Below are 19,090 nucleotides of genomic sequence, written 5' to 3'. Positions count from 1 at the left end.
TTTTGGTTGTCATGTTTAGAGTTTCTCTACTTGATCGAAGTCAAGTTCGAGCGGTGTTTCTCTTCCAAACATGTTGACATGTACCTTCAGTTTACCCTTATCGGCAATAATCTCTTCAACAGAGCCAACAAAGTTTGCAAATGGACCCACCTTGACGCGTACGGTTTCTTTGAGTTCGAAGTCGATTACTTCCTTCGGCTCTTCCATTCCCATATGCTTCAGGATCGATTCAACTTCCTCAGGTAATAATGCAGTTGGTTTAGAGCCAGATCCGGTAGAACCTACGAATCCAGTTACTCCTGGCGTATTACGTACTACGTACCATGAGTCGTCGGTTTGAATCATTTCCACGAGAACATACCCTGGATAAACTTTACGCATGACGACTTTCTTCTTGCCATCCTTGTTTACCAGTTCTTCTTCCATAGGCACAAGCACACGGAAGATCTTGTCCGTCATTTCCATGGACTCAACGCGCTTCTCTAAGTTGGCTTTCACTTTGTTCTCATACCCTGAATAGGTATGTACGACGTACCATCTTTTTTCCATGAATAAATTCACCTATAGTCCTGTTTATTTAAAAACAAGGCGCAGCAACTCAGAAATTCCTAGATCCAGCACAAAAAAATAAATAGCAACAAAAGTTACTGTACCTATAACGACGAGCGTATAAGTAGTCATCTCTTTGCGACTTGGCCACTTGACCTTTTTGAGTTCTGACCAACTATCGGTGAAGAAGGAAAAAGTGGATCCGAAGCTTTGTCTCATTCTAGCCAAGAACGCCACAAACTACACCTCCAAAGAACTACCTAGTCTCGCGATGAGCAGTATGTTCATTGCAAAATTTGCAATATTTCTTCAACTCAATACGGTCGGGATTGTTGCGCTTATTTTTAGTGGATGCATAGTTTCTTTGTTTGCAATTTGTGCACGCTAATGTGATGATGACCCGCATGATGTACACCTCCTACAGACACTTTCTAATTAAAGCCCTTCTAAGCGCATCAAAAAGAAAGCGACTTTTAGGGCTACCTGAAACACTTTATCACAACTGTCCCCCGAGTGTCAAGGTAGAAGTCTCACAAATGCAAGAGTATCACCAGTATAGGCTCAGTCGAGGGTTACTAAACATCCGTACAAAGAAAAACACCCGTACAGCTCCAGCGGCATGGGCATTTCTACAAATCTCTGACTTCTAAATACCGTTCAAGCTTCCGCTTGACACGTTGGAGAGCATTGTCAATTGACTTTACATGGCGGTCGAGATCCACTGCAATTTCTTGATAGGATCTGCCATCAAGATAGAGCATAAGCACTCTACGCTCTAAGTCACTTAAAATCTCTCCCATTTTATCTTCAAGTCCCGTAAACTCTTCTTGATTAATAACCAGTTCCTCAGGATCCGTTACCCGGGAGCCGCTAATAACATCGAGCAGCGTACGATCAGAATCTTCATCATAGATGGGCTTATCCAATGACACGTAGGAATTAAGAGGTATATGCTTTTGACGAGTTGCTGTCTTAATCGCCGTGATGATCTGCCGCGTGATACACAGTTCAGCAAAGGCTTTGAATGAAGCAAGCTTGTCTCCTCGGAAGTCGCGGATAGATTTATATAAACCTATCATACCTTCCTGCACAATATCTTCTCGGTCTGCACCTATCAAAAAATAAGAACGCGCTTTAGCACGAACAAAATTCTTATACTTGTTGATAAGATATTCCAAAGCTTCGCTACTGCCTTCACGGACGGCTTCGACAATGTCTTCATCTGGCTTGAGGTCATAATCATACATTCTCAGTTCTTTGAGGTCGACACTCACCAACAATCCCTCCGGCCTGCAAGACTACCCAGATTTCACTATAAAAGTTAGGTTAAGTATACATGATGAAAACTCACACCGTCAACGGGGAACCCCACCATTTCTAGCATTTGGAGGATTTACTCTCCTCTTCGCCATCGTTCAAACTTCGCTTTCATCTCATCACTCAGCTTGCCCTCGAATGGATTTCTTTTGGTTGTCGTCTCTGGAACGATGCGTTCGCGTACCTCTTTGCGATTCTGCTTAATTTTCACTAGCAATTCTTTCGCAGGCAAGCGAAGCGCTCCTTTGCCAAATATGACATGCTGCTCGATCATATCCGACGTCGCTACAAAAATTTCCTTACGCCTTCCCATCAGACTCGTGACCAATCGTTCGATTCTCTCATCTGCGGTTTCCTTCTCTTTGGTATATAGCACGGCCAACTTATTCTGAACATACTTCTTCCCCAGACCTGGTACCATATAAGCGTCAAAAACAAGATAGACTTTCATACCCGAAAAGGATTGATACTCCGCAAGCATGTGGATAAGCCCGTCTCGGGCGCCTTCAAGATCAGTATCTTTTAATTTACTTAGCTCAGGCCAGGCGCCGATAATATTGTAGCCATCTACAATTAGGATCTGTTCCATCCCATTTAACTCTTATTGCGCTGTCTGACCACTTCATACATCAATACACCCGCGGCTACGGAGGCGTTCAACGAGTTAACGTGTCCAGCCATTGGCAGCTTAACTAAGAAGTCGCATCTTTCTTTAATGAGTCGGCCAACACCTTTACCTTCGTTCCCAATAACTAGGGCAATAGGAATCGTAAAGTTGGCTTTATACACGTCTTGAGCAGCGGATACATCCGTACCTGCAACCCATACGCCTTGCTCCTTCAATTGCTCAATCGTTTGAGCAATGTTGGTTACACGCGCAACGGGCACATACTCAACAGCACCTGCAGAAGTTTTGGAAACTGTTGCAGTTAATCCTACAGAGCGGCGTTTTGGAATTATCACCCCATGAACCCCCGTGCAATCTGCCGTACGCAGAATGGACCCTAGGTTATGCGGATCTTCAATCTCATCCAGAATCAAAATGAATGGCTCTTGCCCTAGCGCTTTCGCTTTGGCTATGATATCTTCAACTTCCACATAGGCATACGCTGCAACTTGTGCAACTACTCCTTGGTGCTGAAGCCCTTCAGCCATTTGATCCAATTTGCGCTTGTCCGTAAACTGAACAATAATGCCTAGATTTTTGGCTTCTGCCACAATTGGGCCTGCGAATTGCTTCTGAGCACCCTCGGCTATCCATATTTTATTAATCGTCCGTCCTGCACGAAGCGCCTCCAAAACGGAGTGCTTCCCGCCGATAATATCTTCATCCATCCTAATTCCTCCTAAAGGTTGTTGCGAATACCTGTCTGATTCCAATTCTATTTCTGCTTTTGATCATGCGCATGCGTGATGGCAAAGTCTAAAATCTCTTTTAATCGCTCAAAAGATTGCTTGTAATATAAATATCCGATTAAGCACTCAAACGCGGTGCTGTGCCGGTATTCCAGCACATCCGCGTTTTTGGCTGTTGTTCCTGACTTGGCATTTCGCCCACGCTTCACGATGTCTACTTCTTCCTCCGTTAGCGTTGGCATCAAGGCCGTCAACAATTTGGACTGAGCCTTGGCAGAGACATATCCCGTAGACGCTTTGTGCAAGTGGTTCGGGCGATGGTTCGCCCCGGATATGACATATTGTCGGATGTAGACTTCATACACAGCATCCCCAATGTACGCCAACACTAGCGGATTCAATAAATTCGGACTTTTCGATGGCGGGAACGCAAATAAGTTAGCAGCATCATTGTTCAATTCGATCATTTGCGGCGCCAGCGTATACCTTGAGGTGTATCTTCAAGGAATATCCCTTTCTCCGTCAGCAAATCACGGATTTCATCCGCGCGCGCCCAATTCTTCGTTTTCCGCGACTCCGTTCGTTCAATGATCAGCTGTTCAATCTCTTCATCCAGCAATTCATCTGCTTGAAGTGAAAGAATGCCGAGTGTGGCATCGAACGCTTCCAACTGCTCCATGTAAAGCTTCACTGCATCCGCATGTACCCGCTCCTGTTGCAAGTACAAGTTTGCTTCTGCAACGAGATCGAATACCGCGGTAATCGCATCCGGCGTATTGAAGTCATCATTCATTTTATCCATAAATTGTTTCGAAATCGCCTGCAGCTTATCTGTAATTTCCGCTTCAATCTCACCTGTTGCCGACGCCGTAGCCAGACGGTGCTTCATATTGTCGTAAGCATTCTGAATCCGATCCAGCGCGTTCGCTGCTTGCTTCAAGCTCTCATCGCTGAAATTCAGCGGATTCCGATAATGAGCAGACAACATGAAGAAACGGAATACTTGCGGTTTAATTTGTTTAATGAGATCACGAATTAGGATCCCATTTCCGAGTGATTTCGACATTTTCTCATTGTCGATATTAAGAAACGCGTTGTGCAGCCAATAATTGGCCATCGGATGACCCGTTACCGCCTCGGTTTGGGCAATCTCACACTCGTGGTGAGGGAACGTTAAATCTTGCCCGCCTCCGTGAATATCAATCGTTTCGCCTAAATATTTGCGCACCATAGCGGAGCACTCAATATGCCAGCCTGGCCGGCCTTGGCCCCAAGGGCTATCCCAATATATCTCGCCTGGCTTTGCAGCTTTCCATAGGACAAAGTCCTGCGGATTTTCTTTACGCTCATCCACCTCAATACGAATTCCGTGCTGAAGCTCTTCCAGATTTTGTTTGGAGAGCTTGCCATAATCCGCGAATTTCGAAGTTCGATAATACACATCGCCACGAGCCTCGTATGCGAAATCCTTCTCTACAAGCGCAGCAATGAAATCGACAATTTCTTGCATATTCTCTGTTACCCGCGGGTTCAAAGTGGCTTCATGAACACCCAAGGATTGGATATCTTCTAAGAAAGCCGCGATAAACGTTTCGGCTAGCTCTGGCACGGAAACGGCCATCTCCTCGGCTTTGCGAATCATTTTATCATCGACATCGGTAAAGTTTGTGATATAGGCCACTTCATACTGCTGCGATTCCAAATAACGACGAACGACGTCGAAAAATATAACAGGTCGGCCATTGCCGATATGAATGTAGTTGTATACCGTCGGGCCACAGACGTACATTTTCACTTTACCAGGCTCAATCGGAACAAATTCTTCCTTTTTGCGAGTCATTGTATTATATACTTTGAGTGTCATGTTCTCCTCAGTTCTCCATTCTTCTTCCGCTCTTCTTCAAGTTGGTTTTTCAAATCATTAATTTGATTCTGTAATTCTTGGAAAATATCGACGATCGGATCCGGTAAATTGCCATGATCCAATCGATTCACACGGACGCCGTCTCGTTTCACAAGCTTTGCAGGAATGGTAACGACTGTGCTATTAGATGGAACCTCCTGAATAACAACGGCATTGGACCCAATGCGAGAGTTTTCGCCTACTAGGAAGGATCCGAGAATTTTGGCACCAGAACCAATAACTACATTATTGCCAATTGTTGGGTGTCTCTTACCTTTCTCTTTCCCTGTTCCCCCTAAAGTTACCCCTTGATATAGAATGACATCATCCCCGATTTCACAGGTTTCCCCAATGACAACGCCCATGCCGTGATCAATAAACAACCTTTTGCCAATTGTTGCACCTGGATGAATTTCGATTCCTGTCATGAACCGGCTCACTTGAGAAACGATACGTGCCAGGGTATACATCCTTCTTGTATAAAACCAATGCCCAATTCGATGCGACCAAATCGCATGAAGTCCCGAATACGTAAAAACAACCTCAAACCAACTCCGTGCGGCAGGGTCGTTATCGAATACGGCGGATATATCTGATTTGATCGTTGACCACATATGCTCACCTACTTGCCTAGAATAATGGGATGATAAAATAAAAAAAGCCCCTGCAGCCCTAAGGCTGCAGAGGCGTGGTTATCGCGGTTCCACTCTGCTTGGTGACTCGGAAGTCTCCCAACTCAAACCCGTAACGTGGGTGTTCCGGCTGCGCCTACCCTACTCAGTGAGTATTCGGCGCGGCTGCTCCCAGGTGCATTTCTGATTACAAGGATTGGATAACTCACAGCCAAAGCCTCACGGCTTTGATTATCCTCTCTGACAAATCCTCACTTAACCATACTCTCCTGATCATGGCATTTCGTATTTCATTGAGTTAAGTATAGCGAAAAGAACCCCGCTTTACAATAAGCTCTGTAGACGTGAAACGACTTTTTCTTTCCCAAGTAGGAAAAGGGACACATTCAAATCCGGTCCATGGACTTGACCTGTCAATGCGGAGCGCACAGACATGAACAGCTGCTTCCCTTTGAAGCCAGTTTCCTTCTGTACAGCTTTCAGCAGCGCCGGCATCGCTTCAACCGTGAAAGCCTCCGCTTGCTGGACTTGAGCCAAGAAGCTCGCCAACACGACAGGCACATGCTCTTCTTTCAATACAGCAGCCGCTTCGTCGTCGATGACCAGCTCTTCCTTGAAGAAGAGGCTCGATAATTCCACGATCTCAGCCGCGAAGCGCATTCTTTCTTGATTGAGGCTTACAAGCGCCTCTACCCATTCTTGCGCTGCTGCATCCAAGTCGCCTTGGATATAGCCAGCTTTGCGCAAATGCGGCAAACAAAGGTCCACGACGCGGGAGAGCGGAGCCTTTTTCAAATAAGCGTTGTTCATCCAGTTCAATTTATCCATATCAAACACAGCTGGGCTCTTGGATACGCGATCCAGATCAAACTGCGCGATCAATTCTTCCTTCGTGAACATCTCTTCTTCCCCGCCCGGTGACCAACCTAGCAGCGCAATAAAGTTCAGTACGGCTTCTGGCAAGTAGCCCAGTTCTTTGTACTGTTCGATAAACTGGATAATGGACTCATCCCGTTTGCTCATCTTTTTGCGGTCTGGATTCAAAATCAAGGCTAGATGCGCAAAGTCTGGAATTGGCATATCCAGTGCTTCGTACATCAGAATTTGTCTAGGTGTATTAGACAGATGTTCTTCCCCACGGATAACCAAGTTGATCTTCATCAAATGGTCGTCAACGATCACCGCGAAGTTATATGTTGGAATGCCATCGGCACGCGCAATAATGAAATCGCCAATCCCGTTGGAGTCGAACTCCACGTGCTCGCGAACCTTATCCTCGAAGCCGATGATCCGGTCTGCAGGAACACGGAAACGCGTGGAAGGCACACGGCCTTCCGCTTGATACGCTGCAACCTGCTCAGGTGTCAAGCTACGGCATTTACCGGAGTAGCCGCCCATTTCACCGCTAGCTTCTTGCTCAGCGCGCTCTTGCTCTAAATCCGCTTCGGAGCAATAGCAGCCGTAGGCGTGGCCGCTTTGTAAAAGCTTATCTAGATAGGTTTTGTAAATATCGAGTCTTTCCATCTGACGGTAAGGACCGTAAGGGCCTCCGATATCCACGCTTTCATCCCATTCTAGGCCAAGCCATCTCAAACCGTTCAACTGGTCCTCAACGCCAGACTCCTTGTGACGGGTTTGATCCGTATCTTCAAAGCGCACAACAAATGCGCCGCCGTTCTTGCGAGCTAATAAATAATCAAACAGTGCCGTACGGGCACCGCCAATATGTAAATGTCCAGTCGGACTAGGTGCATAACGCACGCGTAAAGGCTGACTCATCGACGTATCCCCTTTTCATTCCATTCATGAATACCTGCTATTTTAGCACATCTCGAATTAAACAAACAACCGATTGTGCGGCAATTCCCTCGCCACGACCCGTAAATCCAAGCTGTTCCGTCGTTGTCGCTTTCACATTCACCTGATCTGGCTCTGCTTCTAGCGCGGCAGCGATAATTTCAACCATTTGCGGGATGTAAGGAAGCATCTTCGGCTTCTGAGCAATAATTGTGGAATCTGCATTCCCCAATTTGTAGCCCTTCTCTTTCGCTAATTGCCATACCCGCTTCAATAAGACTAAGCTATCCGCATCTTTGTACTCAGCAGCTGTATCCGGGAAGTGCTTCCCGATATCACCAAGGCCTAGTGCGCCTAATATGGCGTCACTAATCGCGTGCAACAGCACATCCGCATCGGAGTGGCCGAGCAACCCTTTTTCATAAGGAACCGTTACGCCTCCAATGATGCACTTACGACCCTCTACCAATTGATGAACATCAAATCCATTACCTACACGAATCATTTGCATGCCTCTCCCCTTACGTTATGTAAAATCCAATCTGCCCAAGGTAAATCTTCCGGGGTCGTTATTTTGATATTATAATAGTCCCCTTCTACTACATGCACCGCAGCACCCAAACGTTCCACTAAGCTTGCATCATCGGTCCCCGTGAATGAGTCCTGCTGCGCCTTCTCATGCGCCTCCTGCAGGAGAGAAAGACGAAAAGCCTGCGGCGTTTGGATGGCCCACAAGCTTCGTCTATCCGGTGTTGATTGAATGCGCTTATCTGCTGCATCCACAACCTTAATTGTATCCTTGACAGGAACGGCGAGGACAGCTGCTCCTACTTCTTGTGCCTTAACAAGACACTCGAACATATGTTCTGTTTTCACGAAAGGGCGAACACCATCATGCACAAGCACCCACTCCGTGCCCTCTTGCAAAGCGCCCAGACCTCGTCTAACGGAATCCTGACGCTCCGCGCCTCCTGCTAGCACACACGTTACCTTCGTAAGCGCATAGCTCGTGACATAGCCGTTACAGCGATTCACATCATCTGCACCAACAACGAGAATAATTTCATCCACTTCATGTATGTTTTGAAATAATTGCAAGGTATGTACCAGAATTGGCTTCTGTCCCAGTTGCAGGTATTGTTTGCTTTCTGCTGTACCCATGCGCGAGCCCTTGCCCGCTGCCACGATGATAACTCCTAGCTTCCCCATAAGTCCTCCAACTTGGCGCTTTCCAAACGAAAGCTTTCTTCGTAAGCATAGGCCCAAGTCAACTTGAAAGAGCTATGTTACATCTCCTTATCATACTGGTTTTACTGTGCTTTTTCCAATAGTTTTGGTTTCGCGAAAATCATTCGGCCAGCAGACGTCTGAAGCACACTCGTTACCATCACTTCCAGCGTCATGCCGATGAAATCACGTCCACCTTCGACTACGATCATCGTGCCATCATCTAGATAGGCCACACCTTGTCCATGTTCCTTGCCGTCTTTAATGACTTGAACAATAATTTCTTCTCCCGGTAAGACAACTGGCTTCACCGCATTGGCAAGATCGTTGATGTTGAGCACGGACACACCCTGCAGTTCACACACTTTATTGAGGTTAAAATCGTTCGTAATCACTTTCCCTTGAAGCACTTTGGCTAAGCGCACCAACTTGCTGTCCACTTCGGCAATTTCTTCGAAATCCCCTTCATAAATGAGGACCTTCACTTCAAGTTCTTTTTGGATTTTGTTCAAAATGTCCAGTCCGCGACGACCACGGTTTCGCTTCAGTAAATCTGACGAATCTGCAATATGTTGCAGCTCCTCCAATACGAACTCTGGAATAACCAGTGTCCCCTCGATAAATCCCGTTTTACAAATATCTGCGATCCGGCCATCGATAATGACACTCGTATCCAAAATCTTATGCTCTTCGTACGGACGATGCGTCTGCTTCTCTGGACCGCCTGAACGGCTCTTCGCAATGACCTGCACAAGCTCTTCCCGCTTGCTGTAACCGATACGGAAGCCCATGACTCCCAATACAGCCGACACGAGGAACGGTAAAAAAGGCCCCGCCCATGTGGCTTGCTCCAGCACTGGGAATAACATCACAGAAACCAACAGCCCAATTACGAGGCCTAGTGTACCGGAAAGCAAGTCTGACACGGGTATATCCGTGACATTGCGTTCTCCTCTGATCAGCAGCTTCATACCAACATTAGCTACCCATGCTGAAATCAAAAACATCCCTACTGCACATAAACTATTAAGCCAAAATACTTGTCCAGCTTGACTTGCTACATCCGATGTCCGAAGGAACTCATCGCTCCACCTATAACCTAAACTGCCACCCATGATGGCTAAAATGACTTGTATCCATTTTTTCATCACAGATTCACCTCCTGTATCACTTTTTTTGAGCCTTATTACAATTATGTTCCAATTTATGCAACGTTAATCACTTCTTTAGTCGGAAAATTGAAATATTAGAAGGCATCCATTATAATGAAATGGAAGTTACCAACCTACCAGAGGTGGATGGAATGAGCTCCTTGACTTTAAAGCAGTTTCAAGATCAAGTATCTGAATTGTTACTCCGTCACCGCAGTCTGCTTGATGTCTTATCCAAATTTCAACAGTCAGGCGCAGCTGCCAACCGTTCCGTGGTGAAATCCATTACTGAATGTGGATGTATTCAGGTTCATGCAGCCAAGCAAGAGTATCATCCAGAGATGACCTTGGATGAGGCTAAGGATGTTCTTCGCACCCATGTATCTGGACACTTATGTGAACAATGCATTGAGGTCGTTAGCAGCGAATTAGGTAGGAATCTTTTCTACATGTCCGCGCTAAGCAACATTCTTGATATTAATTTGGAGCAAGTCGTTGAGAACGAATCAAAGAAATGTACAACACTAGGCCTATTCAACATGTCATGATGATGAAAACAAAAAAAGCATTTATTTTCTTCCCGAAGTTTCAGGAGAAAATAAATGCTTTTTATTTTCGAACAACGTGCTAGACGTCAGATTTCACTGAATTGCTGTCGTCTACGCCACGTCTTTTGTTCTTTCTGCGAAGATTACGGAGGCGGATGAAGTACCCATCAACGTTTTTTTTTAGGCCGTAAAGCGCGTACCCCAGAAGCGGTACGAAAATCATTTTGGAAATGGATTCTGGCCATTTGATGGCAATCAAAATTGCTGCTGCAACGATAATCGGCGTGATCCAAATCGCTGCTTTAGGAATACCCGCTTTTTTGAAATTCGGATATTTTACTGTGCTAACCATTAAGTATGACAATAGAACTGTACTTACAAGAAGTACATAGACGTTAATATCGTTCACGAATAAAGCTAATGTACAAAGAACACCGCCTGCTGCTGGAATCGGTAAACCGATAAAATAGCCAGGCGTACCGGCAACAACATTGAACCTAGCTAAACGCAGCGCTCCACAGATCGGGAAGATCGCTGTTACAATCCAAGCAAAAGCTGGACTAATGACGGTAGGGTCGTTGAATGCAACTACATACATGATAAAAGCAGGAGCGACACCGAAAGAAATAACATCGGATAAGGAGTCTAATTCTTTACCGAACTCACTTTGAGCGTTCAACGCTCGAGCAACACGTCCATCGAGTCCATCCAATAACATGGCGACAATGACAAGCACAGCAGCGATGCCATGTTCTCCACTGAAGGCTAAGATAATCGATAGTACGCCTAGGAATAAGTTCCCTACTGTAAAGAGACTGGGAATTGATTTCGTTAACATATGTTTTTGTCCACCTCTGGATTTACTATACCCTAAACTTGACTTCATGAAACCTCAACAATGATACTTTATGATTGTATCCACTTTAAATATGTCTGTCAATGAACACTTGTTCCTGAATTCTTTTGAGACCCTCTTTTATGGCACGGGCTCTCACTTCTCCGATTCCGTCAACTTCATCCAATTCCTCGATCGTCGCCATCATCATGTGTGGCAAGTAGCCAAACTTCTCCACAAGATTACCAATAATAATCGACGGTAACCGCGGGATTTTGCCTAAAATGCGGAAGCCACGTGGAGATACAGGCTCTTCTGCAATCGAATTGGTATGAGAATACCCAAGCAACCGGATGATTTGCTGGGGCTCAAGCAGCTCATCAGATGACAGACGCTTCAAACCAGCCTGCATCTCTTTAACTCTTTCCTCTGATAATTCTCTTACATAATCTTTTACGAGCAAACGCGCTTCAAGTTCCGCATTCCCAACAAGTTCTTCTAATTGCATGCTAATTAATCGTCCTTCATTACCAAGTTCGTTAATATAACGATTAATCTCAGCTTTGATGCGCAAGACCATTTCAAACCTAGCAATGACATTGGTAATATCATGCAGAGTAACTAGCTCCTCAAATTCAGATGCACTAAGGTTCGTTAGGGACTGGTCCAGAACAACCTTGTATCTCTCCAGTGTCTGGATCGCTTGATTCGCTTTGGTCAGAATGACGCCGATGTCTTTCAGCGCATACCTTAAATTACCTTGGTAGAGCGTAATGACATTCCGCCTTTGCGAAATGGAAACGACTAATTTGTTCGTTTGCTTCGCAACACGCTCCGCAGTACGATGTCTAATCCCCGTCTCCGATGAGGAAATCGATGAATCCGGAATTAGCTGCGTGTTCGCATAAAGGATACGTTTGATGTCCTCACTGAGGATAATCGCACCATCCATTTTGGCAAGTTCATACAAATAGTTAGGTGAAAAGTCGCAATTTATTGAGAACCCGCCATCCACGATTTCAGTTACCTCGGAACTGAATCCTACTACGATCAGGCCACCTGTTTTGGCGCGTAAGACATTCTCCAATCCATCACGAAATGGCGTGCCGGGTGCTACCAATTGGAGCAATTGGCTCATCACATCTCGTTTCGTCTCTTCTTTACTCATCATTTTCCTCCTGAAGGCTTGTAGCTTGCAGAACCACGTTAACCAAGCGCTGCTTTCAATGCCTCTGCCACCGTGTTTACGCCAATAATCTCCATCCCTTTCGGATGTGTCCACCCCTTCAAGCTTTTCTCCGGCATAATGACTCTACGGAAACCAAGCTTCTCTGCTTCCTTCACACGCTGATCAATCCGAGATACGCCGCGGACTTCACCTGTTAAGCCAATCTCACCGAACACAACATCAAAGGGCTGCGTAGGTTGATCCCGGAAACTGGATGCGATACTAATGGCAATCGCCAGATCCACAGCTGGTTCATCCAGCTTGATGCCACCAGCCACGTTGAGGTAGGCATCTTGATTTTGTAAAAACATGCCCATCCGCTTCTCTAGTACCGCGATAATTAAGGACAATCGATTGTGATCGACACCCGTCGCCATCCTTCTCGGAGATGGAAAGTTCGTCGAAGACACTAACGCTTGAATCTCCACCAAGACGGGACGTGTCCCCTCCATGCTAGCTACCACAGCTGAACCTGCCACGCCAAGCGGCCTCTCTGACAGAAACAGCTCAGATGGATTGTTGACTTCGACAAGACCAACCTCTTGCATTTCAAAGATACCGATCTCATTCGTTGAGCCAAAGCGGTTCTTCACAGCTCTAAGCACGCGATAGGAATGATGCCGCTCTCCTTCAAAATAGAGCACACAATCCACCATATGCTCCAGCATTCTAGGCCCCGCTATTGCCCCTTCCTTCGTCACATGCCCGACAAGGACCGTTGCAATTCCCTTACCTTTAGCTATTCTCATAAAATGCCCAGTGCATTCTCGAACCTGCGATACGGTTCCAGGTGCCGAAGTAATTGCTGGATGAAATACCGTTTGGATCGAGTCAATCACGAGAAAATCAGGTTCGATATCTTGTATAGCTTCCTCGATAAGTTCGAGGTTCGTCTCACATAATACGTACAGCAGCGGAGAGGAAGCATTTAATCGATCGGCGCGAAGCTTCGTCTGTTTAATCGATTCTTCTCCTGATATATAAAGGACTTTTTGCTGGGCCTGTGTGAGTTCGAAGGACGTTTGCAGGAGCAAGGTTGATTTCCCAATACCAGGATCTCCACCAACGAGGATGAGTGACCCGGGGACAATTCCTCCGCCCAGGACACGATTTAATTCTTTGTTGCTTGTGACAACTCTCGGTTCAGAGCTGCTTTCTATATGTATGATGGGGATCGCTTTTTCTTTCGTTTTGGGGATCGAAGATGTCATTCCCTGTGTACGAACAACCGTTTCAATTTCTTCCACCATCGTATTCCAAGACTGACAACCTGGGCATTTGCCCATCCATTTCGGTGAATCATAGCCGCATTCTTGGCAGCTAAATTTCGTTTTTTGTTTACTCATAGAAGAAATTACTCCTTAACATGGGGATATCCTTTTTGGCTATCCTTACCAATAAAGTTTACCATTTTTATGTTTCTCATGAAAGTGCCGAAAGAAATAAAAAGCATCTCACTCCACCCTCATCGGATGAAGTGAAATGCTTCTTCACTTTCTATTACTTCGCTAATGAAACGCCTTCGCCCTTCAGGACAATTAACTCGCCTTCAGCCTCATCAATCGTTAGTGAATCACCTTTGGAAATATTGCCTCGCAGCAATTCTTCTGACAAGCGATCTTCGATATGCTTCTGAATTGCTCTGCGCAATGGGCGAGCACCATAGGTTGGATCAAATCCTTCTTTGGCAAGGAACATTTTCGCCTTATCGGTTAGTAAGAAATCAACCTCTTGCTCTTTCAGACGCTTGCGAAGATCATCGGCCATCAAGCTGACGATTTGAGCAATGTGTGCTTCATCCAAAGAGTGGAACACGATGATTTCATCGATCCGGTTAAGGAACTCAGGACGGAAGCTTTTCTTCAACTCGCCCATAACCTTGTCTTTCATATTCGTATAGTCTCTTCCAGCATCCAGTGCAGCAGTGAAGCCAAGCGAGGAGTTTTTCTTAATCATGTCCGCGCCGACGTTGGAAGTCATAATGATAAGTGTGTTGCGGAAATCAACGGTACGACCTTTGGAATCCGTTAAACGACCATCCTCTAACACTTGCAAAAGGATGTTGAATACTTCCGGATGCGCCTTCTCGATTTCATCGAGGAGGACGACGGAGTAAGGCTTGCGGCGAACTTTCTCCGTTAGCTGACCGCCTTCTTCATAGCCCACATACCCTGGAGGCGCCCCTACTAAACGGGAAGTCGAATGCTTCTCCATGTACTCGGACATATCGATACGAACAACAGCATTGTCATCACCGAAGAGGGATTCTGCTAATGCACGTGCAAGCTCAGTTTTACCAACCCCTGTTGGTCCAAGGAAGATAAAGGAACCCATCGGACGCTTTGGATCTTTCAAACCAGCTCTTGCGCGGCGGATCGCACGACTCACAGCTTTAACCGCTTCTTCTTGTCCAATGACGCGCTCGTGAAGGATATCCTCCATCTTGAGCAAGCGATCTGTCTCTTCTTCAGCAAGCTTACTTACCGGGATTCCCGTCCAGCTTGCTACGATTTGTGCGATATCATCCGGTGTAACTTCCGTATCCAGACGACCTTGTTTCTCTTTCCACTCATTTTTCGTGGAATCTAGTTCTTCGCGAAGCTTTTGCTCCGTATCACGAAGTCCTGCTGCTTTCTCGAACTCTTGGCTTTGAACCGCAGCGTCCTTCTCTTTACGGATATTTTCTAGCTTGCTTTCAAGCTGCTTCAAGGAAGGTGGTGTCGTGTATGAACGCAATCTTACTTTGGAACTCGCTTCATCGATCAAGTCGATTGCTTTATCCGGTAAGAAACGATCTGTGATGTAACGATCGGACAGCTTAACAGCCTCTTGAATGGCAGCATCCGTGATTTTCACACGGTGATGCGCTTCATAGCGATCACGCAATCCATACAAGATTTGCACAGCTTCTTCAGGTGAAGGCTGATCAACCGTGATCGGCTGGAAACGACGCTCAAGTGCAGCATCTTTCTCAATGTATTTGCGGTACTCATCCAGCGTTGTAGCCCCAATACATTGCAACTCGCCTCTTGCAAGCGCCGGCTTCAGGATGTTAGACGCGTCAATCGCACCTTCCGCTCCCCCAGCACCAATCAAGGTGTGCAGCTCATCAATGAACAAGACGATATTGCCCGCTTGGCGAATTTCATCCATGATCTTTTTGAGACGATCCTCGAATTCACCGCGATACTTGGTCCCTGCAACAACAGAGCCCATATCGAGGGTCATGACGCGTTTATCTTTTAACGTTTCCGGAATTTCATTGTTAATGATCTTTTGTGCAAGGCCTTCAGCGATTGCTGTTTTACCAACCCCTGGTTCACCAATAAGCACAGGATTGTTTTTGGTTCTACGGCTTAACACTTGAATTACACGCTCAATTTCTTTGCTACGGCCGATTACAGGGTCCAAATGCCCCTCTTTGGCATAAGCGGTCAAATCTCTTGCCAAACCATCCAATGTAGGCGTGTTCACATTTGGATTAGTTCCATGGCTAGGTGACACTGTTTCACTGCTGCCGAGAAGCTGCAGAACCTGCTGACGTGCTTTGTTCAGGGAAACCCCCAGATTATTAAGAACTCTTGCAGCTACACCCTCGCCCTCACGAATCAATCCGAGCAAAATATGTTCAGTCCCCACATACGTGTGACCTAATTTTCTCGCTTCATCCATCGAAAGTTCTATCACTTTCTTAGCTCTAGGGGTATACGCGATGTTCGTAGGTTGTTCTTGCCCTCTGCCAATTAGAGATTCGACTTCATCTTGAATTTTCTCAAGACCTAAGCCGAGCGCAACGAGTGCTTTAGCAGCAATGCCTTCACCTTCACGAATAAGTCCTAGTAAAATGTGCTCTGTTCCAATATTGTTATGTCCTAATCGAACAGCCTCCTCTTGAGCAAGAGAAAGCACCTTCTGCGCACGTTCCGTAAATCTGCCAAACATCATAGCGAACACCTCCAAAAGTAGTATATCTATGGAATTCCTAAAGGATGAATCTTATCTTGCTTCTTTCTTTCCACATTGGAACATGTCGTTTTCGCTCCGAAAACTTCGTTCTAATTAGCAATAAAACTTACCATATATAGGGATCTTTGAAGAGTTTTCTCATACCCTGCCAAATTTCTCTCGAATCAGTTCCGCCCGCCTCATGTCACGCTCTTCTGCATTCAGCTTCTCACCCGCATATTGCTGAAGAAAACCAGGCTGCGTCATGACCAATAATTCATTGAGAACATGAGAGGATACATTGTTGATGATCCCAACATCAATACCCAGTCGTACATCTGACAATCGCTGTGCCGCTTCCTTAGAGTCTATAATTCCTGCATAGGATAGAATCCCAAGGGAGCGATTCACACGATCAATGATCCGCATTCTAGACTCTTGTAATAGCTTATGTCTCGCGGCGCGTTCATGCTCTATAATTTGCCTGGCCACACTGTATAAATTATCAATAATCTCTTCTTCCGACTGACCTAACGTGATTTGATTCGAGATTTGGAATAGATTACCTAAAGCTTCGCTACCTTCCCCATATAATCCTCTAACCGTCAACCCAACTTGTGTAACTGCGGATAAAATACGATTAATCTGCTGACTAAGCACTAGCGCGGGGAGGTGCATCATAACAGAAGCCCGAATCCCTGTACCGACATTCGTCGGACAGCTCGTTAGGTAACCTCTTTTTTCATCGTATCCATAATCCATCTGCGTTTCAAAAATATCATCAATCTGATTGGCCAGGTCCCAAACCTCTTTAATCTGAAAACCTGGACATAAACATTGTATGCGAAGATGATCTTCTTCATTGATCATGATACTGATCGATTCATTATCGCTTAAAATAACGGCACCATTCCTGGATTCGTTAGCTAAATTAGGACTAATTAAATGTTTCTCCACTAGCACCATTCGCTCAAGCTCATTAAGCTCCGCGAGTGGAATGAGCGAGAAGTTGCTTATTGTCTCCAGCTCTTCGTTCTCAAGAACACCAGATAACTGTTCCAGCACTTCCTGGGATTGTTGATTGGTTGCGAGCATGGGGTATGGATAATCTCTCAGGTTACGAGCAATTCGGATTCGACTGCTAATGACAATATCCGACTCTGGCCCTTCACCCTTCATCCATTCGCTCAAAGCATCTCCTGTAAACCGCTGTAATGTCACTGGATTCACACTCCCTTACAAACTTACATACCCGCAATTTTCTTCTCAATCTCACGTATCTGGTCACGTATCTGGGCAGCCTGCTCGAACTCTTCGCTCTCGATACAGGTCATCATATCTTTCTTCAAAAGATCGATTTCACGCTTGCTCTGAATGATACCGCCACTGCGTTTGGGAACTTTCCCTACATGAACGATATTCCCATGCACTCGCTTGAAAAGAGGGTCTAGTTTGACTGAAAAGCTTTGATAACAGGCCCCGCAACCAAACCGACCTAATTTACTGAATTGCGAATACGTAAGACCGCAGTTATCACAGCGGATCGCTTGAGACTTTGCCGCGGACAATGGTTCAAAATCAAGTAAACCTGATAGTAAATTGTGAATCGAAAAGCCGTTCGATGTTCCTGGAATCATCTCGCCCTTCTCGCGGGCACAATTCTCACAAATGTGGAACTCGTTCTTGTCTCCATTCACAATCTTGGTGAAGTGAAGAGTCGCCGGTCGTTTCCCGCATTCCTGACAAACCATTCCATCTGCCTCCTTATCTGCTAAGCAAGGATATCAGCATTGCTTTAAGAATCTTGGCCCGAATTTCATCGCGCAGCGGCAGTTTAAAGGTCAATACATCTCTGGATATCGCCGCCCGAATCAGGTTAGCTTCTCTGGTGGAAATATAATGCCCCTCTTGCAGTTGATAAATAAGCCCTTCTGAGGTGACTTGATCAATGTGGGTATGAATCGTACGGAAAATGTGATCCACAATAGATCCATGACTCTTGAGCTCGATCTTCTGGATTCGAATGTAGCCGCCGCCGCCGCGTTTACTTTCCACCAAATAGCCCTTTTCCAAAGTAAACCTTGTACTGATGACATAATTGATTTGAGACGGTACGCATTGAAACTGGTCAGCCAAATCGTTTCGTTGAATCTCGATAGCTCCTTCCGTACTTTGTTGCAGGACATGTTTCAAGTACTGTTCAATAATTTCTGATACATTGCGCATCAATTCGGCCTCCCAGATTTCTAGAAGTAAATTGACTTTGACTTTCTTTGACCTTAACTAAATTATAATCATTTCCTTTCTTTTTGACAAGTACTGCTCCTAAAATGTCTCCCCACGGATCCGATAGCCTTAAGTGAACCTTACTATTGTTGACCTTACCTACAGATTTATTCAATTATTAAAAGGGGATACGAACGCTCCGCAGCATATTTAAAATGCAAAAAAGAGCCTTACCTGGAATTCTCCAAGTAAGGCTCTTTCAATAGCTTGGCAACGTTCTACTCTCCCAGAACCCTGCGGTTCAAGTACCATCGACGCTGGAAGGCTTAACGGTCGTGTTCGAGATGGGAACGCGTGGGTCCCTTCCGCCATCATC

Annotated in this window: 21 protein-coding genes and 1 rRNA gene; 1 reads left to right on the top strand and 21 read right to left on the bottom strand. The window is 45.7% G+C overall.

What is annotated here, in order from left to right; all coding sequences use genetic code 11:
• Window positions 1-15 precede the first annotated feature (15 nt).
• The 13 genes from nusG to AC58QO_RS32325 all read right to left on the bottom strand — a co-directional run bounded on the left by nusG (window position 16) and on the right by AC58QO_RS32325 (window position 9,932).
• On the bottom strand, window positions 16-549 hold the full coding sequence (nusG, locus tag AC58QO_RS32385; protein WP_028557509.1) for a transcription termination/antitermination protein NusG: 534 nt from the start codon (window positions 547-549) through the stop codon (window positions 16-18).
• A gap of 24 nt (window positions 550-573) precedes the next feature.
• Window positions 574-786 carry a preprotein translocase subunit SecE gene (secE, locus tag AC58QO_RS32380; RefSeq protein WP_047683213.1) on the bottom strand — a complete coding sequence of 71 codons (213 nt, stop codon included), beginning with the start codon at window positions 784-786 and terminating at the stop codon, window positions 574-576.
• Between the two features lie 19 nt (window positions 787-805).
• Complete coding sequence (gene rpmG / locus AC58QO_RS32375) at window positions 806-955, bottom strand: 50S ribosomal protein L33 (protein WP_079418041.1); 150 nt, start codon at window positions 953-955, stop codon at window positions 806-808.
• Between the two features lie 223 nt (window positions 956-1,178).
• Window positions 1,179-1,823, bottom strand: a complete 645-nt coding sequence (sigH, locus tag AC58QO_RS32370) for an RNA polymerase sporulation sigma factor SigH (protein ID WP_028557511.1) — start codon at window positions 1,821-1,823, stop codon at window positions 1,179-1,181.
• Between the two features lie 119 nt (window positions 1,824-1,942).
• Window positions 1,943-2,455, bottom strand: coding sequence for an NYN domain-containing protein (locus AC58QO_RS32365; RefSeq protein WP_497272878.1), 513 nt, complete (start codon window positions 2,453-2,455; stop codon window positions 1,943-1,945).
• A gap of 5 nt (window positions 2,456-2,460) precedes the next feature.
• The gene (gene rlmB / locus AC58QO_RS32360; protein ID WP_497272876.1) at window positions 2,461-3,201 is read right to left on the bottom strand and encodes a 23S rRNA (guanosine(2251)-2'-O)-methyltransferase RlmB; all 741 of its coding nucleotides are present in this window, start codon (window positions 3,199-3,201) and stop codon (window positions 2,461-2,463) included.
• A 47-nt stretch (window positions 3,202-3,248) separates the two neighbouring features.
• Window positions 3,249-3,689, bottom strand: a complete 441-nt coding sequence (locus AC58QO_RS32355) for a Mini-ribonuclease 3 (protein WP_497272874.1) — start codon at window positions 3,687-3,689, stop codon at window positions 3,249-3,251.
• Window positions 3,686-5,086 (bottom strand): cysteine--tRNA ligase, encoded by a 1,401-nt coding sequence (gene cysS / locus AC58QO_RS32350; RefSeq protein WP_497272872.1) that lies wholly within the window; start codon window positions 5,084-5,086, stop codon window positions 3,686-3,688. Before cysS ends, AC58QO_RS32355 begins: the two co-directional genes overlap by 4 nt.
• Window positions 5,083-5,739, bottom strand: coding sequence for a serine O-acetyltransferase (gene cysE, locus AC58QO_RS32345; RefSeq protein WP_497272870.1), 657 nt, complete (start codon window positions 5,737-5,739; stop codon window positions 5,083-5,085). The genes cysS and cysE overlap by 4 nt, the downstream gene beginning before the upstream one ends.
• Window positions 5,740-6,081: 342 nt before the next feature.
• On the bottom strand, window positions 6,082-7,536 hold the full coding sequence (gene gltX / locus AC58QO_RS32340; RefSeq protein WP_497272868.1) for a glutamate--tRNA ligase: 1,455 nt from the start codon (window positions 7,534-7,536) through the stop codon (window positions 6,082-6,084).
• A 37-nt stretch (window positions 7,537-7,573) separates the two neighbouring features.
• On the bottom strand, window positions 7,574-8,059 hold the full coding sequence (gene ispF, locus AC58QO_RS32335) for a 2-C-methyl-D-erythritol 2,4-cyclodiphosphate synthase (protein WP_497272866.1): 486 nt from the start codon (window positions 8,057-8,059) through the stop codon (window positions 7,574-7,576).
• Window positions 8,056-8,763, bottom strand: a complete 708-nt coding sequence (ispD, locus tag AC58QO_RS32330; RefSeq protein WP_497272864.1) for a 2-C-methyl-D-erythritol 4-phosphate cytidylyltransferase — start codon at window positions 8,761-8,763, stop codon at window positions 8,056-8,058. Before ispD ends, ispF begins: the two co-directional genes overlap by 4 nt.
• A 101-nt stretch (window positions 8,764-8,864) precedes the next feature.
• Window positions 8,865-9,932, bottom strand: a complete 1,068-nt coding sequence (locus tag AC58QO_RS32325) for a PIN/TRAM domain-containing protein (RefSeq protein WP_497272862.1) — start codon at window positions 9,930-9,932, stop codon at window positions 8,865-8,867.
• A gap of 152 nt (window positions 9,933-10,084) precedes the next feature.
• Here AC58QO_RS32325 and AC58QO_RS32320 point away from each other — a divergent pair, with 152 nt between their 5' ends.
• Complete coding sequence (locus AC58QO_RS32320) at window positions 10,085-10,480, top strand: nucleoside triphosphate pyrophosphohydrolase family protein (RefSeq protein WP_065858819.1); 396 nt, start codon at window positions 10,085-10,087, stop codon at window positions 10,478-10,480.
• Window positions 10,481-10,559: 79 nt separating this feature from the next.
• Here AC58QO_RS32320 and pssA read toward each other — a convergent pair whose 3' ends face one another.
• From pssA to rrf, 8 genes are all read right to left on the bottom strand, one after another.
• Window positions 10,560-11,318 (bottom strand): CDP-diacylglycerol--serine O-phosphatidyltransferase, encoded by a 759-nt coding sequence (pssA, locus tag AC58QO_RS32315; protein ID WP_497272860.1) that lies wholly within the window; start codon window positions 11,316-11,318, stop codon window positions 10,560-10,562.
• Window positions 11,319-11,403: 85 nt separating this feature from the next.
• Entirely contained in the window at window positions 11,404-12,483 is a 1,080-nt protein-coding gene (gene disA / locus AC58QO_RS32310; protein ID WP_310502686.1) for a DNA integrity scanning diadenylate cyclase DisA, read from the bottom strand.
• A gap of 38 nt (window positions 12,484-12,521) precedes the next feature.
• On the bottom strand, window positions 12,522-13,889 hold the full coding sequence (radA, locus tag AC58QO_RS32305; protein WP_497272858.1) for a DNA repair protein RadA: 1,368 nt from the start codon (window positions 13,887-13,889) through the stop codon (window positions 12,522-12,524).
• A gap of 154 nt (window positions 13,890-14,043) precedes the next feature.
• Entirely contained in the window at window positions 14,044-16,488 is a 2,445-nt protein-coding gene (gene clpC, locus AC58QO_RS32300) for an ATP-dependent protease ATP-binding subunit ClpC (RefSeq protein ID WP_497272856.1), read from the bottom strand.
• Between the two features lie 159 nt (window positions 16,489-16,647).
• The gene (mcsB, locus tag AC58QO_RS32295; RefSeq protein ID WP_497246607.1) at window positions 16,648-17,709 is read right to left on the bottom strand and encodes a protein-arginine kinase McsB; all 1,062 of its coding nucleotides are present in this window, start codon (window positions 17,707-17,709) and stop codon (window positions 16,648-16,650) included.
• Between the two features lie 23 nt (window positions 17,710-17,732).
• The gene (gene mcsA / locus AC58QO_RS32290; protein WP_497272854.1) at window positions 17,733-18,239 is read right to left on the bottom strand and encodes a protein-arginine kinase activator protein McsA; all 507 of its coding nucleotides are present in this window, start codon (window positions 18,237-18,239) and stop codon (window positions 17,733-17,735) included.
• Between the two features lie 13 nt (window positions 18,240-18,252).
• Window positions 18,253-18,714, bottom strand: coding sequence for a CtsR family transcriptional regulator (locus AC58QO_RS32285; protein ID WP_497272852.1), 462 nt, complete (start codon window positions 18,712-18,714; stop codon window positions 18,253-18,255).
• A gap of 265 nt (window positions 18,715-18,979) precedes the next feature.
• Window positions 18,980-19,090: ribosomal RNA gene (rrf, locus tag AC58QO_RS32280) — 5S ribosomal RNA — on the bottom strand; the annotation flags it as partial.

The sequence above is a fragment of the Paenibacillus sp. J31R30 genome (assembly GCF_059692115.1).
Note: the sequence above shows the minus strand (reverse complement) of the source record. Positions and strands in the feature narration are given on the sequence as shown.

What these genes read in the sequence shown, in the direction of transcription:
- nusG (WP_028557509.1), bottom strand. Translation starts at nt 549, where the DNA reads ATGGAAAAAAGATGGTACGTCGTACATACCTATTCAGGGTATGAGAAC.
- rpmG (WP_079418041.1), bottom strand. Translation starts at nt 955, where the DNA reads ATGCGGGTCATCATCACATTAGCGTGCACAAATTGCAAACAAAGAAAC.
- AC58QO_RS32365 (WP_497272878.1), bottom strand. Translation starts at nt 2,455, where the DNA reads ATGGAACAGATCCTAATTGTAGATGGCTACAATATTATCGGCGCCTGG.
- rlmB (WP_497272876.1), bottom strand. Translation starts at nt 3,201, where the DNA reads ATGGATGAAGATATTATCGGCGGGAAGCACTCCGTTTTGGAGGCGCTT.
- AC58QO_RS32355 (WP_497272874.1), bottom strand. Translation starts at nt 3,689, where the DNA reads ATGATCGAATTGAACAATGATGCTGCTAACTTATTTGCGTTCCCGCCA.
- cysS (WP_497272872.1), bottom strand. Translation starts at nt 5,086, where the DNA reads ATGACACTCAAAGTATATAATACAATGACTCGCAAAAAGGAAGAATTT.
- cysE (WP_497272870.1), bottom strand. Translation starts at nt 5,739, where the DNA reads ATGTGGTCAACGATCAAATCAGATATATCCGCCGTATTCGATAACGAC.
- gltX (WP_497272868.1), bottom strand. Translation starts at nt 7,536, where the DNA reads ATGAGTCAGCCTTTACGCGTGCGTTATGCACCTAGTCCGACTGGACAT.
- ispF (WP_497272866.1), bottom strand. Translation starts at nt 8,059, where the DNA reads ATGATTCGTGTAGGTAATGGATTTGATGTTCATCAATTGGTAGAGGGT.
- ispD (WP_497272864.1), bottom strand. Translation starts at nt 8,763, where the DNA reads ATGGGGAAGCTAGGAGTTATCATCGTGGCAGCGGGCAAGGGCTCGCGC.
- AC58QO_RS32320 (WP_065858819.1), top strand. Translation starts at nt 10,085, where the DNA reads ATGAGCTCCTTGACTTTAAAGCAGTTTCAAGATCAAGTATCTGAATTG.
- pssA (WP_497272860.1), bottom strand. Translation starts at nt 11,318, where the DNA reads ATGTTAACGAAATCAATTCCCAGTCTCTTTACAGTAGGGAACTTATTC.
- disA (WP_310502686.1), bottom strand. Translation starts at nt 12,483, where the DNA reads ATGAGTAAAGAAGAGACGAAACGAGATGTGATGAGCCAATTGCTCCAA.
- radA (WP_497272858.1), bottom strand. Translation starts at nt 13,889, where the DNA reads ATGAGTAAACAAAAAACGAAATTTAGCTGCCAAGAATGCGGCTATGAT.
- clpC (WP_497272856.1), bottom strand. Translation starts at nt 16,488, where the DNA reads ATGATGTTTGGCAGATTTACGGAACGTGCGCAGAAGGTGCTTTCTCTT.
- mcsA (WP_497272854.1), bottom strand. Translation starts at nt 18,239, where the DNA reads ATGGTTTGTCAGGAATGCGGGAAACGACCGGCGACTCTTCACTTCACC.
- AC58QO_RS32285 (WP_497272852.1), bottom strand. Translation starts at nt 18,714, where the DNA reads ATGCGCAATGTATCAGAAATTATTGAACAGTACTTGAAACATGTCCTG.